We start from the raw sequence: 19,262 nt of genomic DNA, 5'->3' as shown, positions 1-19,262 counted from the left end.
GGATGGAGACGATTCCCCCTCCGGCGGCCTGTCTGTTGACGGTCATCCCCTATGGCAGATGAAGCCGCCCAGCAGGCACGGTGGTCAATTCTATGTCAGTTTCTGCTCCTGTGCGACCACGTGCTTGGCCCACAGATCGGGACGGATCCGGCGAGTGCGCACGTCCTGCTGCTCGGCCCGCCAGTCGCGGATCCTGGCGTGGTCTCCGGAGAGCAGGATCTCCGGGACGTCGCGACCGCGCCAGCGTGCCGGCTTGGTGTAGACGGGGTACTCCAGCAGCCCGTCGGCGTGCGACTCCTCCGCCAGGGACTCGGGGTTTCCGATCACCCCAGGGATCAGCCGAGTGATCGCCTCGACCATCACGACGACGGCGGCCTCGCCTCCGTTGAGCACATAGTCGCCGATGGACATGGGCCGAAGGTCGAAGTCCTCCTGCGCCCAGTCCAGGAGCCGGTGGTCGATCCCCTCGAAGCGGGCGGGCGCGAAGACGAGATGCTCCGCAGTCGCGAGATCCTCGGCGGTGCGCTGCGTGAAGAGCTCTCCCGCCGGGGTGGGCACGATCAGTATGGGTCGCGGCGCCTCGGCGGTCGCGATCTCAGCTGCGGGACGCTGCGCCAGGACATGTTCGAGGGCGAGGGCCCAGGGCTCCGGCTTCATCACCATGCCCGCACCGCCGCCGGTGGGCGTGTCGTCCACGCTGCGGTGCTTGTCGAAGCTGAAATCCCGGAGCTGGTGTCGATGCAGACTCAGCAGAGACTCGCGCTGGGCCTTGCCGATCAGGGACAGGTCGAGGACGTCGAAGAACTCTGGAAATATCGAGACGAGGTCGATCCGCATGGCGCCGGGGGCTCTCAGAAGAGACCGGCCGGCGGATCCAGCAGGATGCGCCTGTTCTCCACGTCGACCTCGGGGACGATCTCCTCGACGAAGGGCACCATGACCTCTTCGCCGGATACCGAGGTGATCACGAGCAGGTCCTGGGCAGCTCCGGTGATGAGCTCCTTGAGCGTGCCCAGCTGCAGGCCCGCGGTGTCCAGGCAGGTGAATCCGACGAGTTCGTGGCTGTACCAGCCCTCCTCCTCGGGATCCTCCTGCCAGGGGGCCTCGACGTAGAGGGTGGAGCCGCGCAGCGCCTCGGCGCCGTTGCGATCGGTGACCTCGCGGAAGTCCAGGAGGCAGACGCTCTTGTTCCACCGCTGGCGGGTCACGGTGAGCAGGGTGGTGGTCCGGTCGGAGGTCTCGTCTCCGGGAATCCGGATGAGGACCGCGCCCGGGGCCAGCCGCGCCTCGGGCTCATCGGTGAAGAGCTGGGCGGTGACCTCCCCGCGGATCCCGTGGGGCTTTCCAATGCGAGCGACCCGCAGGCGTTCTGCCGAATCTGGCAGAGCCTGCGGGTCGGTCCCAGATGCCTTCTGGCCTTCAGCGCCAGCAGTCATTCAGTGATCCTCGTATCCGTCAGCGGCTGCGGTCGGTGTCGACCACGTCCACGCGGACATCGCCACCGCCGGGAAGGGCGGAGACCACAGTGCGCAGTGCCTTCGCGGTGCGCCCGGCCCGGCCGATCACTCGGCCGAGATCATCCGGATGAACGCGAACCTGCAGGACGTCGTAGCGACGCCCGCCCTTGCGGCGGACATCGACGTCGTCGGGCGCGTCCACGATTCCGCGGACCAGGTGTTCGAGCGCGTCACTCAGCACTGCATCTCCCATGATTACTCTGCGTTCTCCTGCGGAGCAGACTCGGCCGGAGCCTCAGCTGACTCTTCTGCAGGAGCCGCGGCCGGAGCCTTGGACTTCTCCTGGATGACCGAGCCCTTGGAAGGAGCGACGAACTCCTCCTTCGGAGCCTTGGTCCGCAGAGTTCCTTCAGCGCCTTCGAGGCCCTTGAACTTCTGCCAGTCACCGGTGATCTTGAGCAGCGCCTGCACCTGCTCGGTGGGCTGAGCGCCCACGGAGAGCCAGTACTGGGCACGCTCGGAATCGATCTCGATGAGCGAAGGCTCTTCGATGGGGTTGTATTTGCCGATCTGCTCGATGGCGGCGCCGTCACGCTTGGTGCGGGAGTCGGCGACGACAACACGGTAGAACGGTGCACGGATCTTGCCCATGCGCTTCAGACGAATTTTTACAGCCACTTGAGTGGTCCACTCCTGTTTCTTGTTTCAGGGGCGCGGTCAGGCATCAGGCTGCGTGGGGACGTGCTGCACAGTCGATGCGACCACTTCAGAACATTGTCCCTGCGGCGGGTGTAGAGGGTGCCCGCCACCGAACAAAGTACCTGCTCATTGTGCCAGAGATCGGTGAAACACGCGATCTGACCCGCGCGGCGGGCGGCTCAGCGCAGGTACTTCTCGAATCCCTTGGGCAGGCTGAGGTCTTCGGGGCTGAGATCCTTGGAGCCGGCGCCGAAGCTGGAGCCGTCCATGCGCTTGGCCGCTCCCTCCTGCCGCTTGAGCTCCGCCTCGCGTGCCTCCTGTGCGGCCTTGGCCGGGTTTCCTGACTTCTTCTTCGGCTTGGCCTGCTGCTTGCGCTTCTTGGAGGCTCCGCCGCCGGCACCCATGCCGGGCATGCCGCCCATGGACGGCATCCCGCCGCCACCGCTGGGCATCGAAGGCATTCCGCCTCCGGAGGCCATCTTCTTCATCATCTTCTGCGCCTGTGTGAACCGCTCCAGCAGCTGGTTGATCTCGGAGACGTGGACGCCGGAACCCTTGGCGATGCGGGCGCGGCGTGAACCGTTGATCACCTTGGGGACGTTGCGCTCGTAGGGAGTCATCGAATAGATGATCGCTTCGACACGACCGATGGAGGACTCGTCGAACTGATCGAGCTGTTGACGCATCCCCTGCGCGCCGGGCATCATGCCCAGCAGCTTCTTCATCGAACCCATCTTCTTCAGCTGCTGCATCTGTCCGAGGAAGTCGTCCAGGGTGAAGTCCTCCTGGTCGGCGAACTTCTTGGCCATCTTCTCGGCCTCGCCGCGGTCCCAGTTCGCCTCGGCCTGTTCGACGAGGGAGAGGATGTCTCCCATGTCCAGGATCCGTCGCGCCATGCGGTCCGGGTGGAAGATCTCAAAGTCCTTGAGGCCCTCGCCGGTGGAGGCGTACATCACGGGCTTGCCGGTGATCGAGGCTACGGACAGCGCCGCACCGCCGCGGGCGTCGCCGTCGAGCTTGGTCAGCACCACGCCGGTGAAGTCCACGCCTTCGTTGAAGGCCTGTGCCGTGTTGACGGCGTCCTGGCCGATCATCGAGTCGATCACGAAGAGCGTCTCGTGGGCCCCGACGGCGGCCTTGATGTCCGCCGCCTGACGCATCAGCTCGGCGTCCACGCCGAGCCGGCCGGCGGTGTCGATGATCAGCACGTCGTGAAGCTTGGCGCGTGCCTCGGCCAGACCCTCGGTGGCCACCTTCACCGGATCGCCGGTGGCCGACTCGGTCTCGGAGGAGACGCCGGGGTGCGGGGCGAACACGGGAACCCCGGCTCGCTGGCCGCCGACCTGGAGCTGTTTGACGGCGTTGGGCCGCTGGAGGTCACAGGCCACCAGCATCGGCGTGTGGCCCTGGCTCTTCAGGTGGTGGGCGAGCTTGCCGGCCAGGGTCGTCTTGCCCGCGCCCTGGAGCCCGGCCAGCATGATCACCGTCGGCGGCTGCTTGGCCAGCGCGAGCTCACGCGTCTTCCCGCCGAGGATGCCGACGAGCTCTTCGTTGACGATCTTGACGACCTGCTGGCCCGGATTCAGCGCCTGTGCGACCTCGGCGCCGAGGGCGCGCGCCTTGACCTTGGCGATGAACTCGCGGACCACGGGCACTGCGACGTCGGCGTCGAGCAGGGCGCGCCGGATCTCCCGGGCGGTGCCGTCGATATCGGCCTCGGACAGCCGCCCTTTGCCGCGGAGATTCTTGAAGGTGGCGCTCAGGCGGTCGGAGAGGGAGTTGAACACGTCAGGTATGTCCCTTGATTCGTTGATGGTGTCTGCGCAGCACGGAGCTGAGTGCACCGCTGCGCAGTGGATGTACCGAGGCTCTAGAGTATCAATGTGCGATGGATAGACCTTCACCCCAGTGCCAGCTCCTCCGACTTCGGCGAAACCGATCCCACGGAGCGCCCCCGTGACGCAGATGTGCTCGGGGCGGCCTTCGCCATGCATCGGACGGCGTTGCGTGCCACGGAAGACGCCCATCGCGCCGCGGCACGGGCCTGGGAGTCCACCGACACAGCCACCCGCGCGGCCACGCTGCGCAACAGGGCTGGCGCCGCCCACCTGGCACGCGCCGACTCGTACCGACAGAAGTCACAGCTCCTTGAACGGAACGGCACCGTGAGTTCGCAGAGTGGCGTGCCGGTCACGCGCGAGAGCATCAGGGCAGTCGCTGCAGAAGACGAACTCGGCCCAGAGTCTCTGCCGTCGCCCCGTCGCATAGTGGAACAGGCGCTCGATGCGACCGCTGGACTGCCCTCCGGCGAAACAGGAGTGTCACGGCCCCGCCTGCCGGTGCGGGTCGGTCTGCTCGCAGGTCCTCGTCTCGAATCGGGTTTTCTCGGCGCTGCCGACATCCTGAGCCTGACGTCCGAAGACTGGGCGGAGAACCTGGAAGAGATTGACCTGCTGATCGTGGGTTCGGAGACTTCTGAGTCCCCCGAGGTTTTGGAAGACGCCGTCATCCCAGCCTGCCAGGAACGGACCATTCCCACTGTCTTCTTCTCCACCGCTTCCGGTGACGACGTCGACGCCACCCTGGGTCTGGCTGAGGCCTGTGACTGGGTCTTCGCCGTGGATCAGCAGGCGATGCAGAGGTATCGGCAGCTGCGTCGGAACCCCGGCACCGTCGAGACTGTTCGGCTACCGATCAGTCCCCTGCTTCACACTCCCGTGGGAACTCGCCCCGGACGCACAGACCTGGTCGCGCTCTTCGGAGTAGACCAGTCCCCCAGCTCGCGTCAGCTCTCCCCCGAGGAATCGACCACGCCCCTCTTCGACGGTGTTCTCGCCTCTGGCAGGTCCGCCGCATTCCTGCAGCCAGGCGGGGCCCAAGGTACCCACCGTGCCCAGTGGGCAGTCCCGACGGAGTACGCTCCATGGACGCTGTCGCAGCGCGAGATGCCGGAGCTGACCAGCGCAGAAGAACTGGCGCGCCTGCAGCGAGGCGTAGACGCAGGCATGGCCGTCAATGCTGTGCTCGGCTCACAGACGCTCGTCGACTCTCAGGTGCTTCAGCTGCAGGCATCGGGAACCATGGTGCTCTCGACATACAACCAGGGCGTGAACTCGTATTACCCGAATGTCCATATTGCGAACTCCGCCGAGGATGTCGCCAAGGCACTGCAGTACATGACCACTGAAGAGCTCCGCAGGGTCCAGGGCGATGGGATCCGCAGGGTCTTTCGGGATCACCACGGCACAGATGTGCTGACCCGCATCTGCCGCACGGTCGGAGTGAGCGTTCCGGCGGCGCAGGAGCGAGTCCTCGTGGTGACGGATGAACTCACTGCCGAGCTGGCCTCGGACATCAAAGAACAGACACACCCTGTGGTGGCCAGCACGTCCTGGTCCCAGCTGAATGATTGGCAGCCTGCCAGCTCCAGCGCCCCCGGTGACTACGACATCCTCATGCCGATGAGCGCTGCCCGGCGCTATTCCCCGTTCTACGCAGAAGACCACGTGGCCGCCTTCCGCTACCAGGGGATCGCAATCACCACGAAGCTCACGGGCCCGCTCACCGAGACGGACGAGTTGGCCCATCAGCACAGCTCAGGGATCCAGGAGCCCGAGCTGACCGCCTGGTGGCAGCCAGGTCCCGAAGCCACGCAGTCTCCTGAGGCCCTGCGGGACACGCTGCTAAGCAGCCCCGTCTACGCCATCGACCACCTCGGTCATCGTCCCGTGACAGCTCGACGGACCGTTGATGCCTTGGCGGGTTCGGACTTTGAGGAGTCGAAGCGTGAATTCCGCAGCACGGCCGAGTCGCTGGGACTCGAGCTCGCCGTCGTCGTGCCCATCTTCAACAATGGGGATCACCTCCGGCATAAGGCGTTCGCTTCGCTGCGTCGTTCAGAGATGTTTGATCGCATGCACGTGCTGCTCATCAACGATGGTTCGTCGGACGCGTCCACCCTCGACACGATAGAGGAACTGACCCACAGCCACCCGAATGTCTCAGCCTTCCACCACGCCGCCGGAGGATCCGGCTCCGCCTCGAGGCCACGCAACACGGGCCTGGAGCTGAGCTTCACCGAGTTCGTGACCTATCTGGACCCTGACGACGAGGAGCTCGACGACGGGTACCTCGAGCTGCTCGAAGCGCTCCGGACGCAGCCGCGCGCGGACTTCGCCCTTGGCAACATGGCGGTCTGGACACATCGCTACACCGTCTTTGACTATCACGCGTGGTTCCTCGCCGGTGTGGAACACAGGGACGGACTCAACTGGCCCCACCCACAGACGCTGCGGACGGTGAATTTTCGTCCGGCTTCGATCGAAGCGCTCGTGGCGCGGACAGGCTGGCTGAAGGGCCTCGGCCTCGTCCAACCGGTAGGTGCGGTCGGGCAGGACACGTACTTCTTCCAACAGCTCATGTACTACGCCACGGCCTACGTGCCGGTCTACCGACCCGTGTACACCTACTACGGAGCGGTTGACACATCGATAGTGAACGTCGTCTCGCCGAACTACTTCCGAAAATATCTGATCCTGGAGACGGCCAGAGCCGACTGGCTGCGCGAGGTCGGGCTCCTCGATGACTACATGGAGCAGCGTTTCGAGGCATTCTTCGTGTCCTGGTACCTGGACAAGTTCGACAAGGTCCACCCTCATCAGCGCGCGGAGGCTGCAGAGATTCTGCACCAGATCGCCGATGCCTATGGTCCGTACGAATGGTCGAGCCCGCGCGCCCGGGCGTTCTTCACGAGCAACCCGGACCCACGCACGCTCCAGCCCGCCTGACGCCCAGCTGGCCGGGCGATGCTTCAGCTGGAGGCCAGGACCCTTCCTGAGTGTGGCTCTGCTCGGCGTCCTGAACCTCCCCGGTGGGATTCGGCGGACGCAGCAGCCGAAGGTCGCCGCTGGGATCCACTGAGAGACCTCCCGACAGATTCGTGAGCGAGAACGACATCCCAGACTGCCCCGCGGCCGTCTGGCTTTGATCCGCGGTCGCGCTGTTGTCCTCTGCGATCCTGGAGGCCGAGGGGGTTGCTCCCTGATTCACGGTCGGGAAGATCTCTACACCCGTCGAGGCTCTCACCGATCTCCTGCGAGATCCGTGTTCCGCGCACGCTGAGACTGATGTGGACGCTGCAGAGCAACCTCCCGCAGCTCGTTCTCACTCAGTTGAGGATGGCATCTTCCATGCGATCCTCCAGCTCAGGCGTCACGGAACGCACGAAATTGAGCGAGACGTGACTGTTGTCCCGATATGTGATGGCACCGCCGAGCACGGCGTAGCAGGTGTCCTCCTCGCAGAGAAGGTCCTCCGTTGGGACGAAGTGATAATCCTCGGCCCCCTCGAAGACCTCTGCCGATTCCGTGAGCCAGCGTGGACCGACTCTGGTGTCCTCAAGATCGTCGTTGCAGGCGGAGAGGTCATCTTCGTTGAGCGCCACGCATTCCGGGAGGGTCTCCTCCTCGTTGCTCTCCTCGTTCAATCGCGGGGTCTCACCGAGGACGACCACTTCTTTCTCAGCCTCCAACCAGAACTGAATAGGCGTCAGCATGCTGCGGGCAGTGTCATCGAGCTCCAGATCAGACTCTGGGAGGTCTACCTCAATCTCGGGTGCGCTCAATCCACCGATCTTCTGGCTGCCGGCGATGATGACAGTCTCGATGTCGTCGTCCTCTGCCACCCGTTCAAGGATCTCCAAGTTGGCCTCGCCGCAGAGGTCCTCCGAATCCTCGGAAGTGCTCGCGTGAGGGGTGCAGCCAGACCTGGTCATCACGAGCAGTCGCTTGCCGTTGTCCTGCGCGATCTCGTCGAATGCGGTCAGCCACATGGTCGCGTGGGAATCGCCGAACACGGCGATGGTCCCGTCCGCCTGAGCCTGGTCGGCCCCAAGCCAGCATTCCCCGACCTCCTCATCCTCAGCCTCGGCCTGGCAGTCGGGATAAGGCAAGTTCTGCGACTGCGCCGAAACGTCCGCCGCAGAGGGCATGAGACCTTGTGTACCTTCGAACGGGTCTCCGCACTGGTCGGGATTGGCAAGGGCACGGTAGCCGTAGCAGGGATGGTCCTCAGAGAGGTCTGAGGCCACGAACTCCTGTTCCGCATATTCCACCGAGTAGTACGCGACTCCCACAACCAGCGCCATGCCGGTGGCCGCCGCCACCATGGTGCGCCAGGTCGGTGCCAAGATCTTCGCACGCCTGATCGGAGTCTCGAAGAACCGAGTGGTCAGCGCCGACAGCAGGACGACGCCGAGGATCAACAGCACCTTGATGTACCAGTCACGCGCAGCATCACTGATATAGGGCGAGAAGATCACCACCGGCCAGTGCCAGAGGTAGATCGCATAGGACCAGTCCCCGATCGCCGTGGCGGGACGCTGCGACAGCCACCAATGGATCCCCGTCCCCGGCCCTTTGCCTCCGCAGGCCATCAACAGGGTCGCACCGACCGTGGGAACCAGCGCAGTCCAACCAGGGAAGGGCGTCAGGTCGCTGTAGAGGTAGGCCGAACCGAGGATCATCGCGAAACCTACCCACCCCAAGACATTGCCCCATCTCCCTGAGAATTGGCTGTCCCCCAGGAGCAGCGCCAGAACCGCGCCGAGTGCGAACTCCCAGATGCGTGTCGGGGTCACGAAATAGGCCTGGGCGGCTGAATTCGCAGTGTAATAGATCGAGAAACCCAGGGACGCAACGCCAAGCACCCCGATCACCCAGAGGAAGATCGCACGCACCCGGACCCGAGGTTCGACACTCGCACCGATGCGTCCACGGCGACGGTGAGCAGACAAAGCAGCTGCCAGCGCAACCGCCAGAAGGACGGGCCACAGCACATAGAACTGCTCCTCCACAGAGAGGGACCAAAAGTGCTGCACCGCTGTGGCCTGTTCATCCGCTTTGGAATAGTCGATAGCGTCACCGGCGAGGATCCAGTTCTGCACGTACAGCGCCGACGCCATGACCTGTCTGCGGGTTCCCTGCCACTCAGTGCTGGGCAGTACCATCACGGCTGCCACAGCCGTCAGACCGAGCACCAGAAGGCTCAGCGGCAGCAGGCGCCGGATCCGTCGCGCCCAGAACTGGCCAAGCCGAATGCGGCCGGTCCTGTTGGCCTCCTTGAACAGGTGGGCCGTGATCAAGTACCCCGAGATCACGAAGAACACATCGACGCCGATATACCCGCCGGAAAGATGATCTGGCCAGAAGTGATACATCACCACCAACAAGACAGCCAGCGCGCGCAGGCCCTGGATCTCGGGCTGGAATCGCCCGCTGCGGTTGGCGCGAATGCCCGTATCCGGAACTGAGGGCGCTGAAGCGGGCATGGCCTGCGGTGTTTCGATGCGTGTGGACATAGGAGGTGCGAATATTCCTTGGACGCCGGGGTGCAACCTGTCCCGAGATTCAAGTGATCACTTGCGAATCACTTCCTGCGCATGGAGACGCATCGGGGACGGCCACTTTGAGCTGACAACAGCCCTCAGGGTACCGCCATCTACTTCGCATATCCGGCGCGCGGGTCCTGGTGTCGCCTCCCAGGATTCCCGCTGGGATAGACTCGCCAGCTGACAGACCCCTTCGCCGTCGTAGAAAGCGAACAGCCGTGATCAGCAAATCTTCAACAGTCGCAGTCATCGGGCTCGGCTACATCGGTCTGCCCACCGCAGCCATACTGGCAGATCACGGTGTGACGACGATCGGCATGGACGTCTCCGAGCGCAACGTCTCCGCCGTCAACAAGGGTGAGGTCCCGTTCGTGGAACCAGGACTGCGCGAAGTCCTGGAACGCGCAGTCAACACCGGAACACTCACCGCCACCACCGAGACCCCGGTGGCGGACGCGTATATCGTCGCCGTCCCGACGCCTTTCACCGACACCCATTCCGCCGACCTCTCCTACATCGAGGCCGCCGCAGACGGCATCGCCGCCAAGCTCACCGGCGGAGAACTGATCATCCTGGAGTCCACCTCTCCTCCCGGGGCCACCGAACACATGGCCGCCCGTATCCTCGCCGCGCGCCCGGACCTCGCAACAGAGGACCTGCTGGTCGCACACTGCCCCGAACGGGTGCTGCCGGGCAAGATCATGGAAGAGATGATCACCAATGACCGGATCATCGGTGGACTGACCCGCGAAGCAGCCGAAGCAGCTCGGGACCTCTATTCAGCGTTCTGCAAGGGCGAGTTTCTGCTCACCGATGCCAGGACCGCGGAAATGGCCAAGCTCACCGAGAACAGCTTCCGCGACGTGAACATCGCCTTCGCCAACGAGCTCTCCATCATCAGCGACCGCCTGGGCATCAACGTCTGGGAGCTCATCGAGCTGGCCAATCACCACCCGCGGGTGAACATCCTCCAGCCCGGTCCCGGCGTGGGCGGACACTGCATCGCGGTGGATCCCTGGTTCATCGTCGACGCCGCCCCGGAGCAGGCCAACCTGATCCGCACCGCCCGGCAGACCAACGACGCCAAGCCCGAATGGGTGCTGGGCCGCATCGAGCAGGCGATGGAGGCCGCGGGTGATTCACCGACCGTTGCCCTGCTGGGGCTTGCGTTCAAGGCAAATATCGACGATCTGCGTGAATCGCCCTCGTTGCGCATCGCGCAGAAGCTCGCCGCTAGGGCGCCACAGGCGAAGATTCTGGCCGTCGAGCCCCACGTCGATGAGCTTCCCCCCGCGTTGCGGGACTTCAGCAATCTCAGCCTGTCAGCCTTGGACCAGGCCCTGGAGACCGCCGACGTCATCGTGCTGCTGGTGGACCACGACGTGTTCAAAGCAGTACCGTCAACGCAGCTCGGGGACGCAACGATCATCGACACCCGGGGCATCTGGCGCTGAACGAGCAAGAACTCGTCGGAGGAGAAATTCGAGCTGATAGCCTCCGACCCGGACTCGGCCGACGAGCCCGAAGCGAGAACACTCCAATAAGACCCTCGAGGAGCCTGATGACCACCGACTCAGAAAACGGACGTTCCGACGTCAGTCCGGAGCACTCCAGCAGCCCGGTCTCAGACCCGGAACTGCGTCCTGAGGAAGTCGTCACGGCGTTGCTTCGTCAGCAGAAGGCCCTTCTCGCGGAATTGAGCTGGGCCTACAACCAGCTCGAACGCTCTCAGGAATCAGACCTCGCCGAAATCCGGTCACGGCTGAGTCAGCTGGAGTATCGGCTCGCCAAGAGCGGCAAAGGTCGCGCGCTTCCTGCAAGTGAAGACGGCTCTCCGTCGACGAGTTGGTTCGCCGGCACCCGGAAACGTGTGGAGTTCACCGTTCGCAACCCACGAAAGGCTCTGAGACTCGCGGAGCGGCGGCTTCGCGGTCAGCCGAGTGATTCAGCTCCCGAGGCAGGCCGTTCGACGTGAGGGGAAGTCGACCCAGTGCGCCATTCGACCGGCGCTCACAGATCGCTGCAGGGCGTCAACTGGTGGACTCGCTGCTCACCACACCAGACCCGCTCAAGACTCTTCGCAATCACCCCACCCTGGGAGCCCTCGGAGTTCCTGCCTCCTCACCATTCCGCGGTGGTCGGCTTCGCGCGGCAAACCTCGAGACCGAACTCGCCGGCGCACTGGATGCTCTGCCTGCGCTCGAGCCCGGCGTTTCCAAACCGGCCCTTCCTCTGACAGTTGGAGTGTTCGGCGACAGCTCGCTCATCCATTCTTTTCGAGGCAGCGCGGTCCTCACTGAGATCGACCCGTTTGACTGGGCGCCTGGCGTCCAGAATGCTCATGCCATCATGCTCGGCCCACGCAGCGTACGGTCACACAAGGCTCGTGGCAGGGTCATCAACGCGGCGCGTGAGCTTTCAGTCCCGCTGGTCTTCGCGGATCTGGGCACCGACACCCCACGTGCCGAACAGCTGACCCTCGCCGGACGATGCGACCACATCTTCGTCGTCTCCGAGGAGAATGCGGAACGCTACCGGAGCGCCGCCCCGCGGAGCATCAACATCAATCTGATTCCCTCGCCGATCAGCCCGCTGAATCGCTCACCCCTAGGGTCGCAGAGAATGACGGATCCGCTCGTCACGTACTTTCAGGACGGAGGCGCGAAGCTTGGGGTCGACGTCGCAGAGAGCCTCGAATGGATCCTTGATGGAGTCGCGGGGTCGGGTGCGGGCCTGCTGATCAGCCCGGGACACCGGCCCGACCGTCCCCTCCAGATCCGCCAGTGGCCCTACGTGCAGGAATGGGCGGCCTTCCGCAGAGCAGAGCTTGACCGACTCAGCGACATCGGTGTCGTCGCCCATGGCATCAGCGGATCGCAAACAGCATTCAACCCTCGCGCGGTAGCTCTGCAGGCTTCTGGAACCATGGTGCTCTCCACGTACAACCAGGGGATCAACTCCTACTACCCTCAGATCCATGTCGCCAACTCGGCTGAAGACGTCGCCACGATGCTGGACAGCCTGGAGATCAAGGACCTGAGACGCAACCAGAGTGACGGCATCCGACAGGTCTTCAACGACCACCACGCCTCCGATGTCCTGCGCAGCATGCTGGAACGCGCCGGAGTGTCCGCGAGCTGGAGTCCCGACAGGGTACTTGCTGTCGTCGAGGAGCAGGATGACACGCTGCTCGCGGAGATGGCCGCCCAGACCGCGGGAGCCGTAGAGACAGTGACATGGCGCGAAGCGTCCGAAAGGCATGGTCAGTACGACGTGCTCATTCCCGTCTCAGCTGAGCACCACTACTCCCCGACCTACGTCGCGGACCACCTCGCCGCCCTGAGCTACCAGTCAGCACCTGTGGTCACCAAGCACGCCGACCCGATCGAACCGGGGCACGTTCACAGCCAGGCACACACGGGCTCCCTTGCGCTGACTGCCTGGTGGCGACCTGAGGACTCAGTGGCCACCGGCGTTGAGTCGATGCAGAAGCGACTTTCCGAGACACGGGTGTACGTAGCCGATGGCTTCGGGCACCGTGAGCGCATCGTGGGTCGCTCGCGCCGCACACTGCACCTGCTGGGAACCGGTGATGACATTGACGAGGTGTCAATGGCGATCCGACGCACGGCCCAGAACCTGAACCTGCAGTTGACCGTAGTGGTTCCAATCTATAACAACGGGCCCCATCTTCGACACAAGGCCTTCGCGTCTCTTCTTCGGTCAAGCGCCTTCGAGGAGATGCATGTGCTGCTGGTCAGTGACGGATCCACCGACCCGGTCACCCTCGACACCATCGAGGATCTGGTCGATGACTACCCCAACGTCTCGTCCTTTCACCACGCACGCGGCGGCTCCGGCTCGGCCTCGCGTCCGCGAAACACCGGCCTGGATCTGGCCCAGACGCCCTATGTCACGTATCTCGATCCGGACAACGAAGCGATCGACAATGGATACGCGCGGCTCTACGAGCAGATCCAAGAGCACCCCCGTGTCGATTTCGTGCTTGGAAACATGTCCCAGTGGGCCAAGCGCAGAACCATGTTGCCTTACGCAGAGGTGCTGCAGAGCCTCTTCGCGGATCATCTCGACGCCGAGGGCAACATAGCAGTACCTCCCCGCGCGCTGGAGGCGCTTCGGTTCAGACCCATGGGCATCCAGACCGTCATCGCACGGACGGACTGGTTGAAATCACTGGGTCTGACTCAGCCCGTAGGTGCCGTCGGGCAGGATTCCTACTTCTTCCAGCAGATGCTGCACTACGCCACTTCGGTGAGAACCGTCGACGTCGGGGTTCATACCTACTACATGGTTGTCAGCAATTCGACCGTGAATACGCTCAACCCGAACTACTTCAAGAAGTACCTGCCGCTGGACAGAGCCCGCGCGCAATGGCTCGCAGAGGTCGATCTCCTGGACGCCTACAAAAAAGAGCGCCTGGAGCCGTTCCTGGTCTCCTGGCTGTTGCCCAAGCTGCGCCGCGTCCAGGAAGACGAATGGTACGAAGCTGCTGAGAATCTCGCTGAGCTTCTCAACTGCTACGGCCCCTACCGCTGGACGCAGCCCACCGCAATAGACTTCTGGGATGATCTGAGGAGGGCCCGATCCCGACGTGTCAAGCTTCGGGAGGAATCCAACCAGCGAGTTCGGACTGGTCACGACGGTAAGTCCAACGCTCACCGCTGAATGTGAACGAGGTATCGGACCTCTGCACCAGCGATATACATAGAAGGAGCCGCATGCCGCGGATACCGAGAGCAGTGCACCGCAACATACCTGGTATCGGGTGGCGAGATCGCAAGATCTCGTTCCTGGAGACCCGCGTCGATCAGCTCCTCGCGTCCCGCAGCTCACTGACCGAGAACCTTGAGAGCATCACCTCGACGCTCCACGAGGAACGGGCCAGAAACAACTCCCAGACCAGGGCACAGATGGCCGAGATCGAGACCCTCCGGAGCGATATGGAGGTCTTGAGGGAGCTGTACGAGACGGCTTCTTCTGAACATGAGCGCTTCACCCGGTCGTCCTTCAAGGCGAAGATGTCCAACTATCTCGGCGCCACTGACGTTGCTCGGGCGAACGGCTGGCACGCCACCAACGCGATCGCACAGATGAACTACAAGCTGCGCAGTTATTCTCTGGCCGAGAGTCTCGGGGTGGATACGCCCAAGATACTGGGCGTCTGGAATTCTCCGGAGAGCATTGAGTTCAGTGACCTCGATGAGGAGAAGTTCGTACTCAAGGCGGACGGTGGTCACAGTGGGATTGCGGTGATACCGCTGATCCGGAACGACTCGGGATGGCAGACACTGACCGGAAAGGAGCAGCTCACCGAGGGGCGTCCCTCGGACCGCATGTTGAAGCGCTTGATTAAGGGCCGAGGACCATACTTCGCAGAGGAGTTCCTCGAGAGCGACGGCGAGTCCACCATTCCGCAGGACATCAAGGTCTACACGGCCTACGGCCACATTCTCCAAGTTCTGGTCATGCAGACCGAGGGCAAGCAGGTCGTGAACCGCCAGACTTTCTCCCGCAAATACTTCGACGCCGACGGCAACGACCTCGGCATGATCCTGCCGGGCGCGGTCTACGACCCCGACATTCCGCTGCCGAACCACTGGGACGAGCTTCTCTCCGCCGCAAAAGGGCTTTCCATCGCCTCCGGACTGCCATTCCTGCGGGTCGACCTCTACGCAACGTCCCGCGGCCCCGTGCTCGGCGAGCTGACATCAACTCCGGGGGGGAAACAGCAGTATCGGCTCCAGCACGACGCCATGTTGGGCGCCGCGTGGAACCGAGCCGAGGTGCGCCTTGAGCGCGACATCGCCCTCGGCCGCCCCCCTGGAACGCTCTACGGACCAGACCCCTATACATGGTGGTATTCCGAGTCAGGTGAGGAGTCACATCCGTCCTCCTGGCCGCGACGAGTCGTCGATGCCGAACGCTGGTACACGCCCTCGCCTACGGATCCCCCGGAGCGAGTCTGAATATAGAGAGCACAGCAGCTAGCCCCTGATGGCGGTTGTCAGACGTTCCCGGAGTTCCTCACTCATGGACCGGACGAACGTCTGGGATAAGTGACTGTTGTCAGAGTACGTAATGGCGCCACCCAGCACGGCGTAGCAAGTTCCCCCACGACATACAAGATCCTCAGTGGGAACGAAGTGGTAGCCGTCCTCGTCCGCAAAAACCTCTTCTGAACGAGTCAGCCAGCGGTCTCTCACTCGTGTGTCTTCAATCTGGTCATTACAGGCCGAGAGGTCCTCCTCGTTGAGGGCCACGCACTCGGGCAGTGTCTCCTTGTCACGGGTTTCGTAATTCATCCGCGGGATCTCTCCAAAGACGGCGACCTCCTTATCCGCATCCAGCAACCTGTCAATCGGTTCATACATGGCTAGCGCGGTACCCGGGAGCTCGTCCCCGCTTCGACCCAGACCCAGCTCGCGCCTCGGTGCTGCAAATGCATTGTGCATCTGGCTGCCTGCGATGATGACTGTCTCGATCTGTGGGTCATTCACGATCCGCTCAATGATCGCTTCATTCCCCTTCTGACATTCGCTCGACTCATCGGTCGTCTCCCCGCCTCGCGGGCTACAGGCTGATCGCGTCAACGCCAGCAGCCGTTTTCCCTCTTCCTCGGCTACGTCATCCAGCGCCGGGAGCCACATAGTGGCGTGTGAATCCCCAAACACCGCGATCGTGCCATCCGCTTCAGACTCTTCAGCGCCAAGCAAGCACTGGCTGACGCCTTCTTCGTCGATGTCCGCCTGGCAGTCCGGGTAGACCTCTTCTTGATTCTGTTCAACGACCTCTGCCGGTGAGGGCCAGAGACCCAACTCACCCTCAAAGGAATCGCCGCACGTGGCTGGGTTCGAAAAGGCGCGATATCCGTAACACGGGTGTTCCTGCGTCAGAGCGACGTCCGTTGATCTTGTCTCCATCCCGGACACTGCGAGGGTTCCTGAGCCGATGACGAACGCCATGCCTGTTGCCGCCGCTGCCATCGTCCTCCAAGTCGGAATCAGGATCCTTGCGCGTCGGATGGGCGTCTCGAAGAAGCGAGTGCTCAGCGCGGAAATGATGAACACACCGAGAATGAGCAACACCTTGATATACCAGTTCTCGGCCTCCTCGCTCACGTATGGCGAGAAGATCACCACAGGCCAGTGCCATAGGTAGATGGCGTAGGACCAGTCGCCTATGGCAATGGCCGGCCTGCGCGAGAGCCACCAGTGGATGCCGTGACCGGCACTCTTGCCGCCGTAGGCCAGAACCAGGACTGTGCCTACTGTCGGCAGCAACGCCGTCCACCCCGGGAAGGGTGTGACATCGCTGTAGAAGAAAGCGGAACTGACGATCATGGCAATACCCGTCCAGCCCAGGACGTTGCCCCATCTGCCGGTGAACTGCGACGAACCCAGCACCAGGGCCGCGATCGCACCTAAGGTGAACTCCCATATCCTGGTCGGAGTCACGAAATAGGCCTGAGCCGGTGCCATCGCGGTGTAGTACACCGAGAACGAGAAAGACAGAAGCCCCAGCAATCCGACTACCCAGAGAAACGCTCTTCTGAGTTCAGTGCGCTTCAGGCCCCGTCCACTATTGCGCGTGCGGAACGCCAGGACGCCGAGAGTGGCCGCAAGCAGAACGGGCCAGAGCACGTAGAACTGCTCCTCGACCGAAAGGGTCCAGAAGTGCTGCACAGCCGTGGCGCGTTCGTCGGCCTTTGAATATGCCACTGCGTCTCCGGCCAGGACCCAGTTCTGGACGTACAACGTGGACGCGATGATCTGCCTGAGAGTTCCTTGCCACGCAGTGCTAGGAAGAATCAGGACGGACGCGACGGAGGTTGCGAAGAGGACCAGCAGGCTCGACGGAAGAAGGCGCCTGATCCGACGGGCCCAGAAGCGACCTAACTGCAGAGAACCTGTCTTGACCGCCTCCCTGAAGAGATGCGCGGTGATCAGGTATCCAGAGATGACGAAGAACACATCGACACCGACGTAGCCGCCGCTGAGTTCTTCGGGCCAGAAGTGATAGATGACGACGGCGGCGACGGCCAGGGCTCGAAGTCCCTGAACCTCCGGCTGAAAGTGCCTCTGCGCGCCGTCTCTGCGCTGCTCCGAACGATCAGAGGGGACGGCCTGGGCCGAATGATTCGTTGCCATAGCTACTCTTGTTTCCCTGGTCCTGGATTTTCGCGGACACCAAGGTCCCGAGCCATCCAACTGTACCTTCAGGCAGGAGAACGCCATGAGGCGCGACCATGACATCCGACGCGGGGTCAACGAAGTTCGCTTTCCTTCTCAGCAGTTCGCGGACCGCAGCCCCTGCCTGAGAAGCCGCCGGTCTGTGACAGACTGAACTCGTGGATTTCGACGTTCTTATTCTCTTCATCGTTCTTGCTGTGATCCTGCTCGGCACCCTGGGATTCTTCCTGGTGCAGGGCGGAAAGATCCTTCCGAGGGACAAGCGTGAGCAGTACCTGTCCCAGCGCGACCCCGATGACCTCCCGTCCGGCGGCGTCGACACGCTCGAGGCGCCGCCCGAGGAGCGTCCTGCTGCTGATGAGCCGGAGTTCGGTGACGCTGCCGGAGGTGCGCAGGGGACCACGGTCCTCGAACCGACTCTGGAGACCCCGGAACCCGTGGCCGGCAGGCTCGCCAGGCTCCGTGCCCGGCTGGTCAAGTCCAACAACATCTTTGGCCGGTCCCTGCTGGCGCTGCTGTCCCGAGACGAGATCGACGAGGACGTCTGGGAAGAGATCGAAGAGATCCTGCTCATGGCCGACGTCGGCACCGAGCCTGCGCTGGAGCTGGTGGACCGGCTGCGCGAACGGGTGAAGGTCGAAGGCACCCAGGACACCGGGCAGGTCAAGGCGATGCTCACCGAGGAGCTGACCGCTCTGGTGGATCCCAGCCTCGATCGTCGCCTGACCGTGACAGCTGAAGGCCGCCCCGCCGTGATCATGGTGGTCGGCGTCAACGGCGTCGGAAAGACCACCACGATCGGCAAACTCGCCCGCATGCTCGTCGCCGAGGACAAGGACGTCCTGCTCGGCGCCGCCGACACATTCCGCGCCGCGGCGGCCGAACAGCTCAGCACCTGGGGCCACCGCGTGGGGGTCCCCACCGTGAAGTCCGACGTCGAAGGTGCAGACCCCGCCTCCGTGGCCTACGCGGCAGTGGACAAGGGCATTGAGCTCGAGACTGATGTCGTCATGATCGACACCGCCGGTCGCCTGCAGAACAAGGCCGACCTGATGAACGAGCTCGGCAAGGTCAAGCGCGTAGTCGAGAAGAAGTCTCCCGTGGACGAGGTCCTTCTCGTCCTGGACGCCACCGTCGGGCAGAACGGATTGAATCAGGCGAAGGTCTTCGCCGAGGTCGTCAACGTCACCGGCATCGTCCTCACCAAGCTCGACGGCACCGCACGCGGCGGAATCGTCGTCGCCATCCAGCGGCAGCTGGGGGTTCCGGTGAAGCTCATCGGACTGGGCGAGGGCCCCGATGACCTTGCGCCCTTTGACGCCGAAGAGTTCGTGACAGCCCTCCTCGAAGACCGCTGAGCCCCGCGCGCCGGCGTGAGAGCGCGCCGGCTGCCCGCCCGGGGAAAGTTTTTACCTCAGCGAAACATCACGGCCCGCCCGGTGAAACACGAGCCAGGAACGATGGACATCAGCTCGCATCGGTGAGATACACCGGTGACCTGATGTTTCC

At 63.4% G+C, this 19,262-nt stretch carries 13 protein-coding genes; 6 read left to right on the top strand and 7 right to left on the bottom strand.

Features of this window, described 5'->3' with window-relative positions; genetic code table 11:
- Window positions 1-90: 90 nt before the first annotated feature.
- From trmD to ffh, 5 genes are all read right to left on the bottom strand, one after another.
- Window positions 91-837, bottom strand: coding sequence for a tRNA (guanosine(37)-N1)-methyltransferase TrmD (trmD, locus tag H4W27_RS04355; protein ID WP_192594843.1), 747 nt, complete (start codon window positions 835-837; stop codon window positions 91-93).
- Window positions 838-851: 14 nt separating this feature from the next.
- Entirely contained in the window at window positions 852-1,436 is a 585-nt protein-coding gene (gene rimM, locus H4W27_RS04350) for a ribosome maturation factor RimM (RefSeq protein ID WP_192594842.1), read from the bottom strand.
- Window positions 1,437-1,455: 19 nt separating this feature from the next.
- Window positions 1,456-1,698, bottom strand: coding sequence for an RNA-binding protein (locus H4W27_RS04345; protein WP_036476533.1), 243 nt, complete (start codon window positions 1,696-1,698; stop codon window positions 1,456-1,458).
- A 14-nt stretch (window positions 1,699-1,712) separates the two neighbouring features.
- On the bottom strand, window positions 1,713-2,135 hold the full coding sequence (gene rpsP / locus H4W27_RS04340; RefSeq protein ID WP_192594841.1) for a 30S ribosomal protein S16: 423 nt from the start codon (window positions 2,133-2,135) through the stop codon (window positions 1,713-1,715).
- A 200-nt stretch (window positions 2,136-2,335) separates the two neighbouring features.
- A complete protein-coding gene (gene ffh / locus H4W27_RS04335; RefSeq protein WP_192594840.1) occupies window positions 2,336-3,943 on the bottom strand; it encodes a signal recognition particle protein in 1,608 nt (535 codons plus the stop codon).
- 96 nt (window positions 3,944-4,039) lie between these two features.
- Between ffh and H4W27_RS13810 the strand changes: the two genes are divergently transcribed.
- On the top strand, window positions 4,040-6,943 hold the full coding sequence (locus tag H4W27_RS13810; protein WP_192594839.1) for a glycosyltransferase: 2,904 nt from the start codon (window positions 4,040-4,042) through the stop codon (window positions 6,941-6,943).
- A gap of 380 nt (window positions 6,944-7,323) precedes the next feature.
- On the opposite strand, the gene H4W27_RS04325 is transcribed toward H4W27_RS13810, so the two are convergent.
- Window positions 7,324-9,513: an acyltransferase family protein gene (locus H4W27_RS04325; RefSeq protein ID WP_192594838.1), complete on the bottom strand. Its 2,190-nt coding sequence runs from the start codon at window positions 9,511-9,513 to the stop codon at window positions 7,324-7,326.
- A 251-nt stretch (window positions 9,514-9,764) separates the two neighbouring features.
- On the opposite strand from H4W27_RS04325, the gene wecC reads away from it, so the two are divergent.
- The 4 genes from wecC (at window position 9,765) to H4W27_RS04305 (ending at window position 15,530) form a co-directional block, all read left to right on the top strand.
- Window positions 9,765-10,997: a UDP-N-acetyl-D-mannosamine dehydrogenase gene (wecC, locus tag H4W27_RS04320; RefSeq protein ID WP_192596421.1), complete on the top strand. Its 1,233-nt coding sequence runs from the start codon at window positions 9,765-9,767 to the stop codon at window positions 10,995-10,997.
- A 107-nt stretch (window positions 10,998-11,104) separates the two neighbouring features.
- Complete coding sequence (locus H4W27_RS04315; RefSeq protein WP_192594837.1) at window positions 11,105-11,518, top strand: hypothetical protein; 414 nt, start codon at window positions 11,105-11,107, stop codon at window positions 11,516-11,518.
- A gap of 374 nt (window positions 11,519-11,892) precedes the next feature.
- Complete coding sequence (locus H4W27_RS04310) at window positions 11,893-14,229, top strand: glycosyltransferase family 2 protein (protein ID WP_192594836.1); 2,337 nt, start codon at window positions 11,893-11,895, stop codon at window positions 14,227-14,229.
- A 53-nt stretch (window positions 14,230-14,282) separates the two neighbouring features.
- Window positions 14,283-15,530, top strand: coding sequence for an ATP-grasp fold amidoligase family protein (locus H4W27_RS04305; RefSeq protein WP_192594835.1), 1,248 nt, complete (start codon window positions 14,283-14,285; stop codon window positions 15,528-15,530).
- Window positions 15,531-15,548: 18 nt separating this feature from the next.
- On the opposite strand, the gene H4W27_RS04300 is transcribed toward H4W27_RS04305, so the two are convergent.
- Window positions 15,549-17,711 carry an acyltransferase family protein gene (locus tag H4W27_RS04300; RefSeq protein WP_192594834.1) on the bottom strand — a complete coding sequence of 721 codons (2,163 nt, stop codon included), beginning with the start codon at window positions 17,709-17,711 and terminating at the stop codon, window positions 15,549-15,551.
- Between the two features lie 200 nt (window positions 17,712-17,911).
- Between H4W27_RS04300 and ftsY the strand changes: the two genes are divergently transcribed.
- A complete protein-coding gene (ftsY, locus tag H4W27_RS04295) occupies window positions 17,912-19,111 on the top strand; it encodes a signal recognition particle-docking protein FtsY (protein WP_192594833.1) in 1,200 nt (399 codons plus the stop codon).
- Window positions 19,112-19,262 lie beyond the last annotated feature (151 nt).

The sequence above is a fragment of the Nesterenkonia lutea genome (assembly GCF_014873955.1).
Taxonomy (GTDB): domain Bacteria; phylum Actinomycetota; class Actinomycetes; order Actinomycetales; family Micrococcaceae; genus Nesterenkonia; species Nesterenkonia lutea.
The sequence above is the reverse complement of the archived record's forward strand: the minus strand, read 5'-3'. Positions and strand labels throughout refer to the sequence as shown.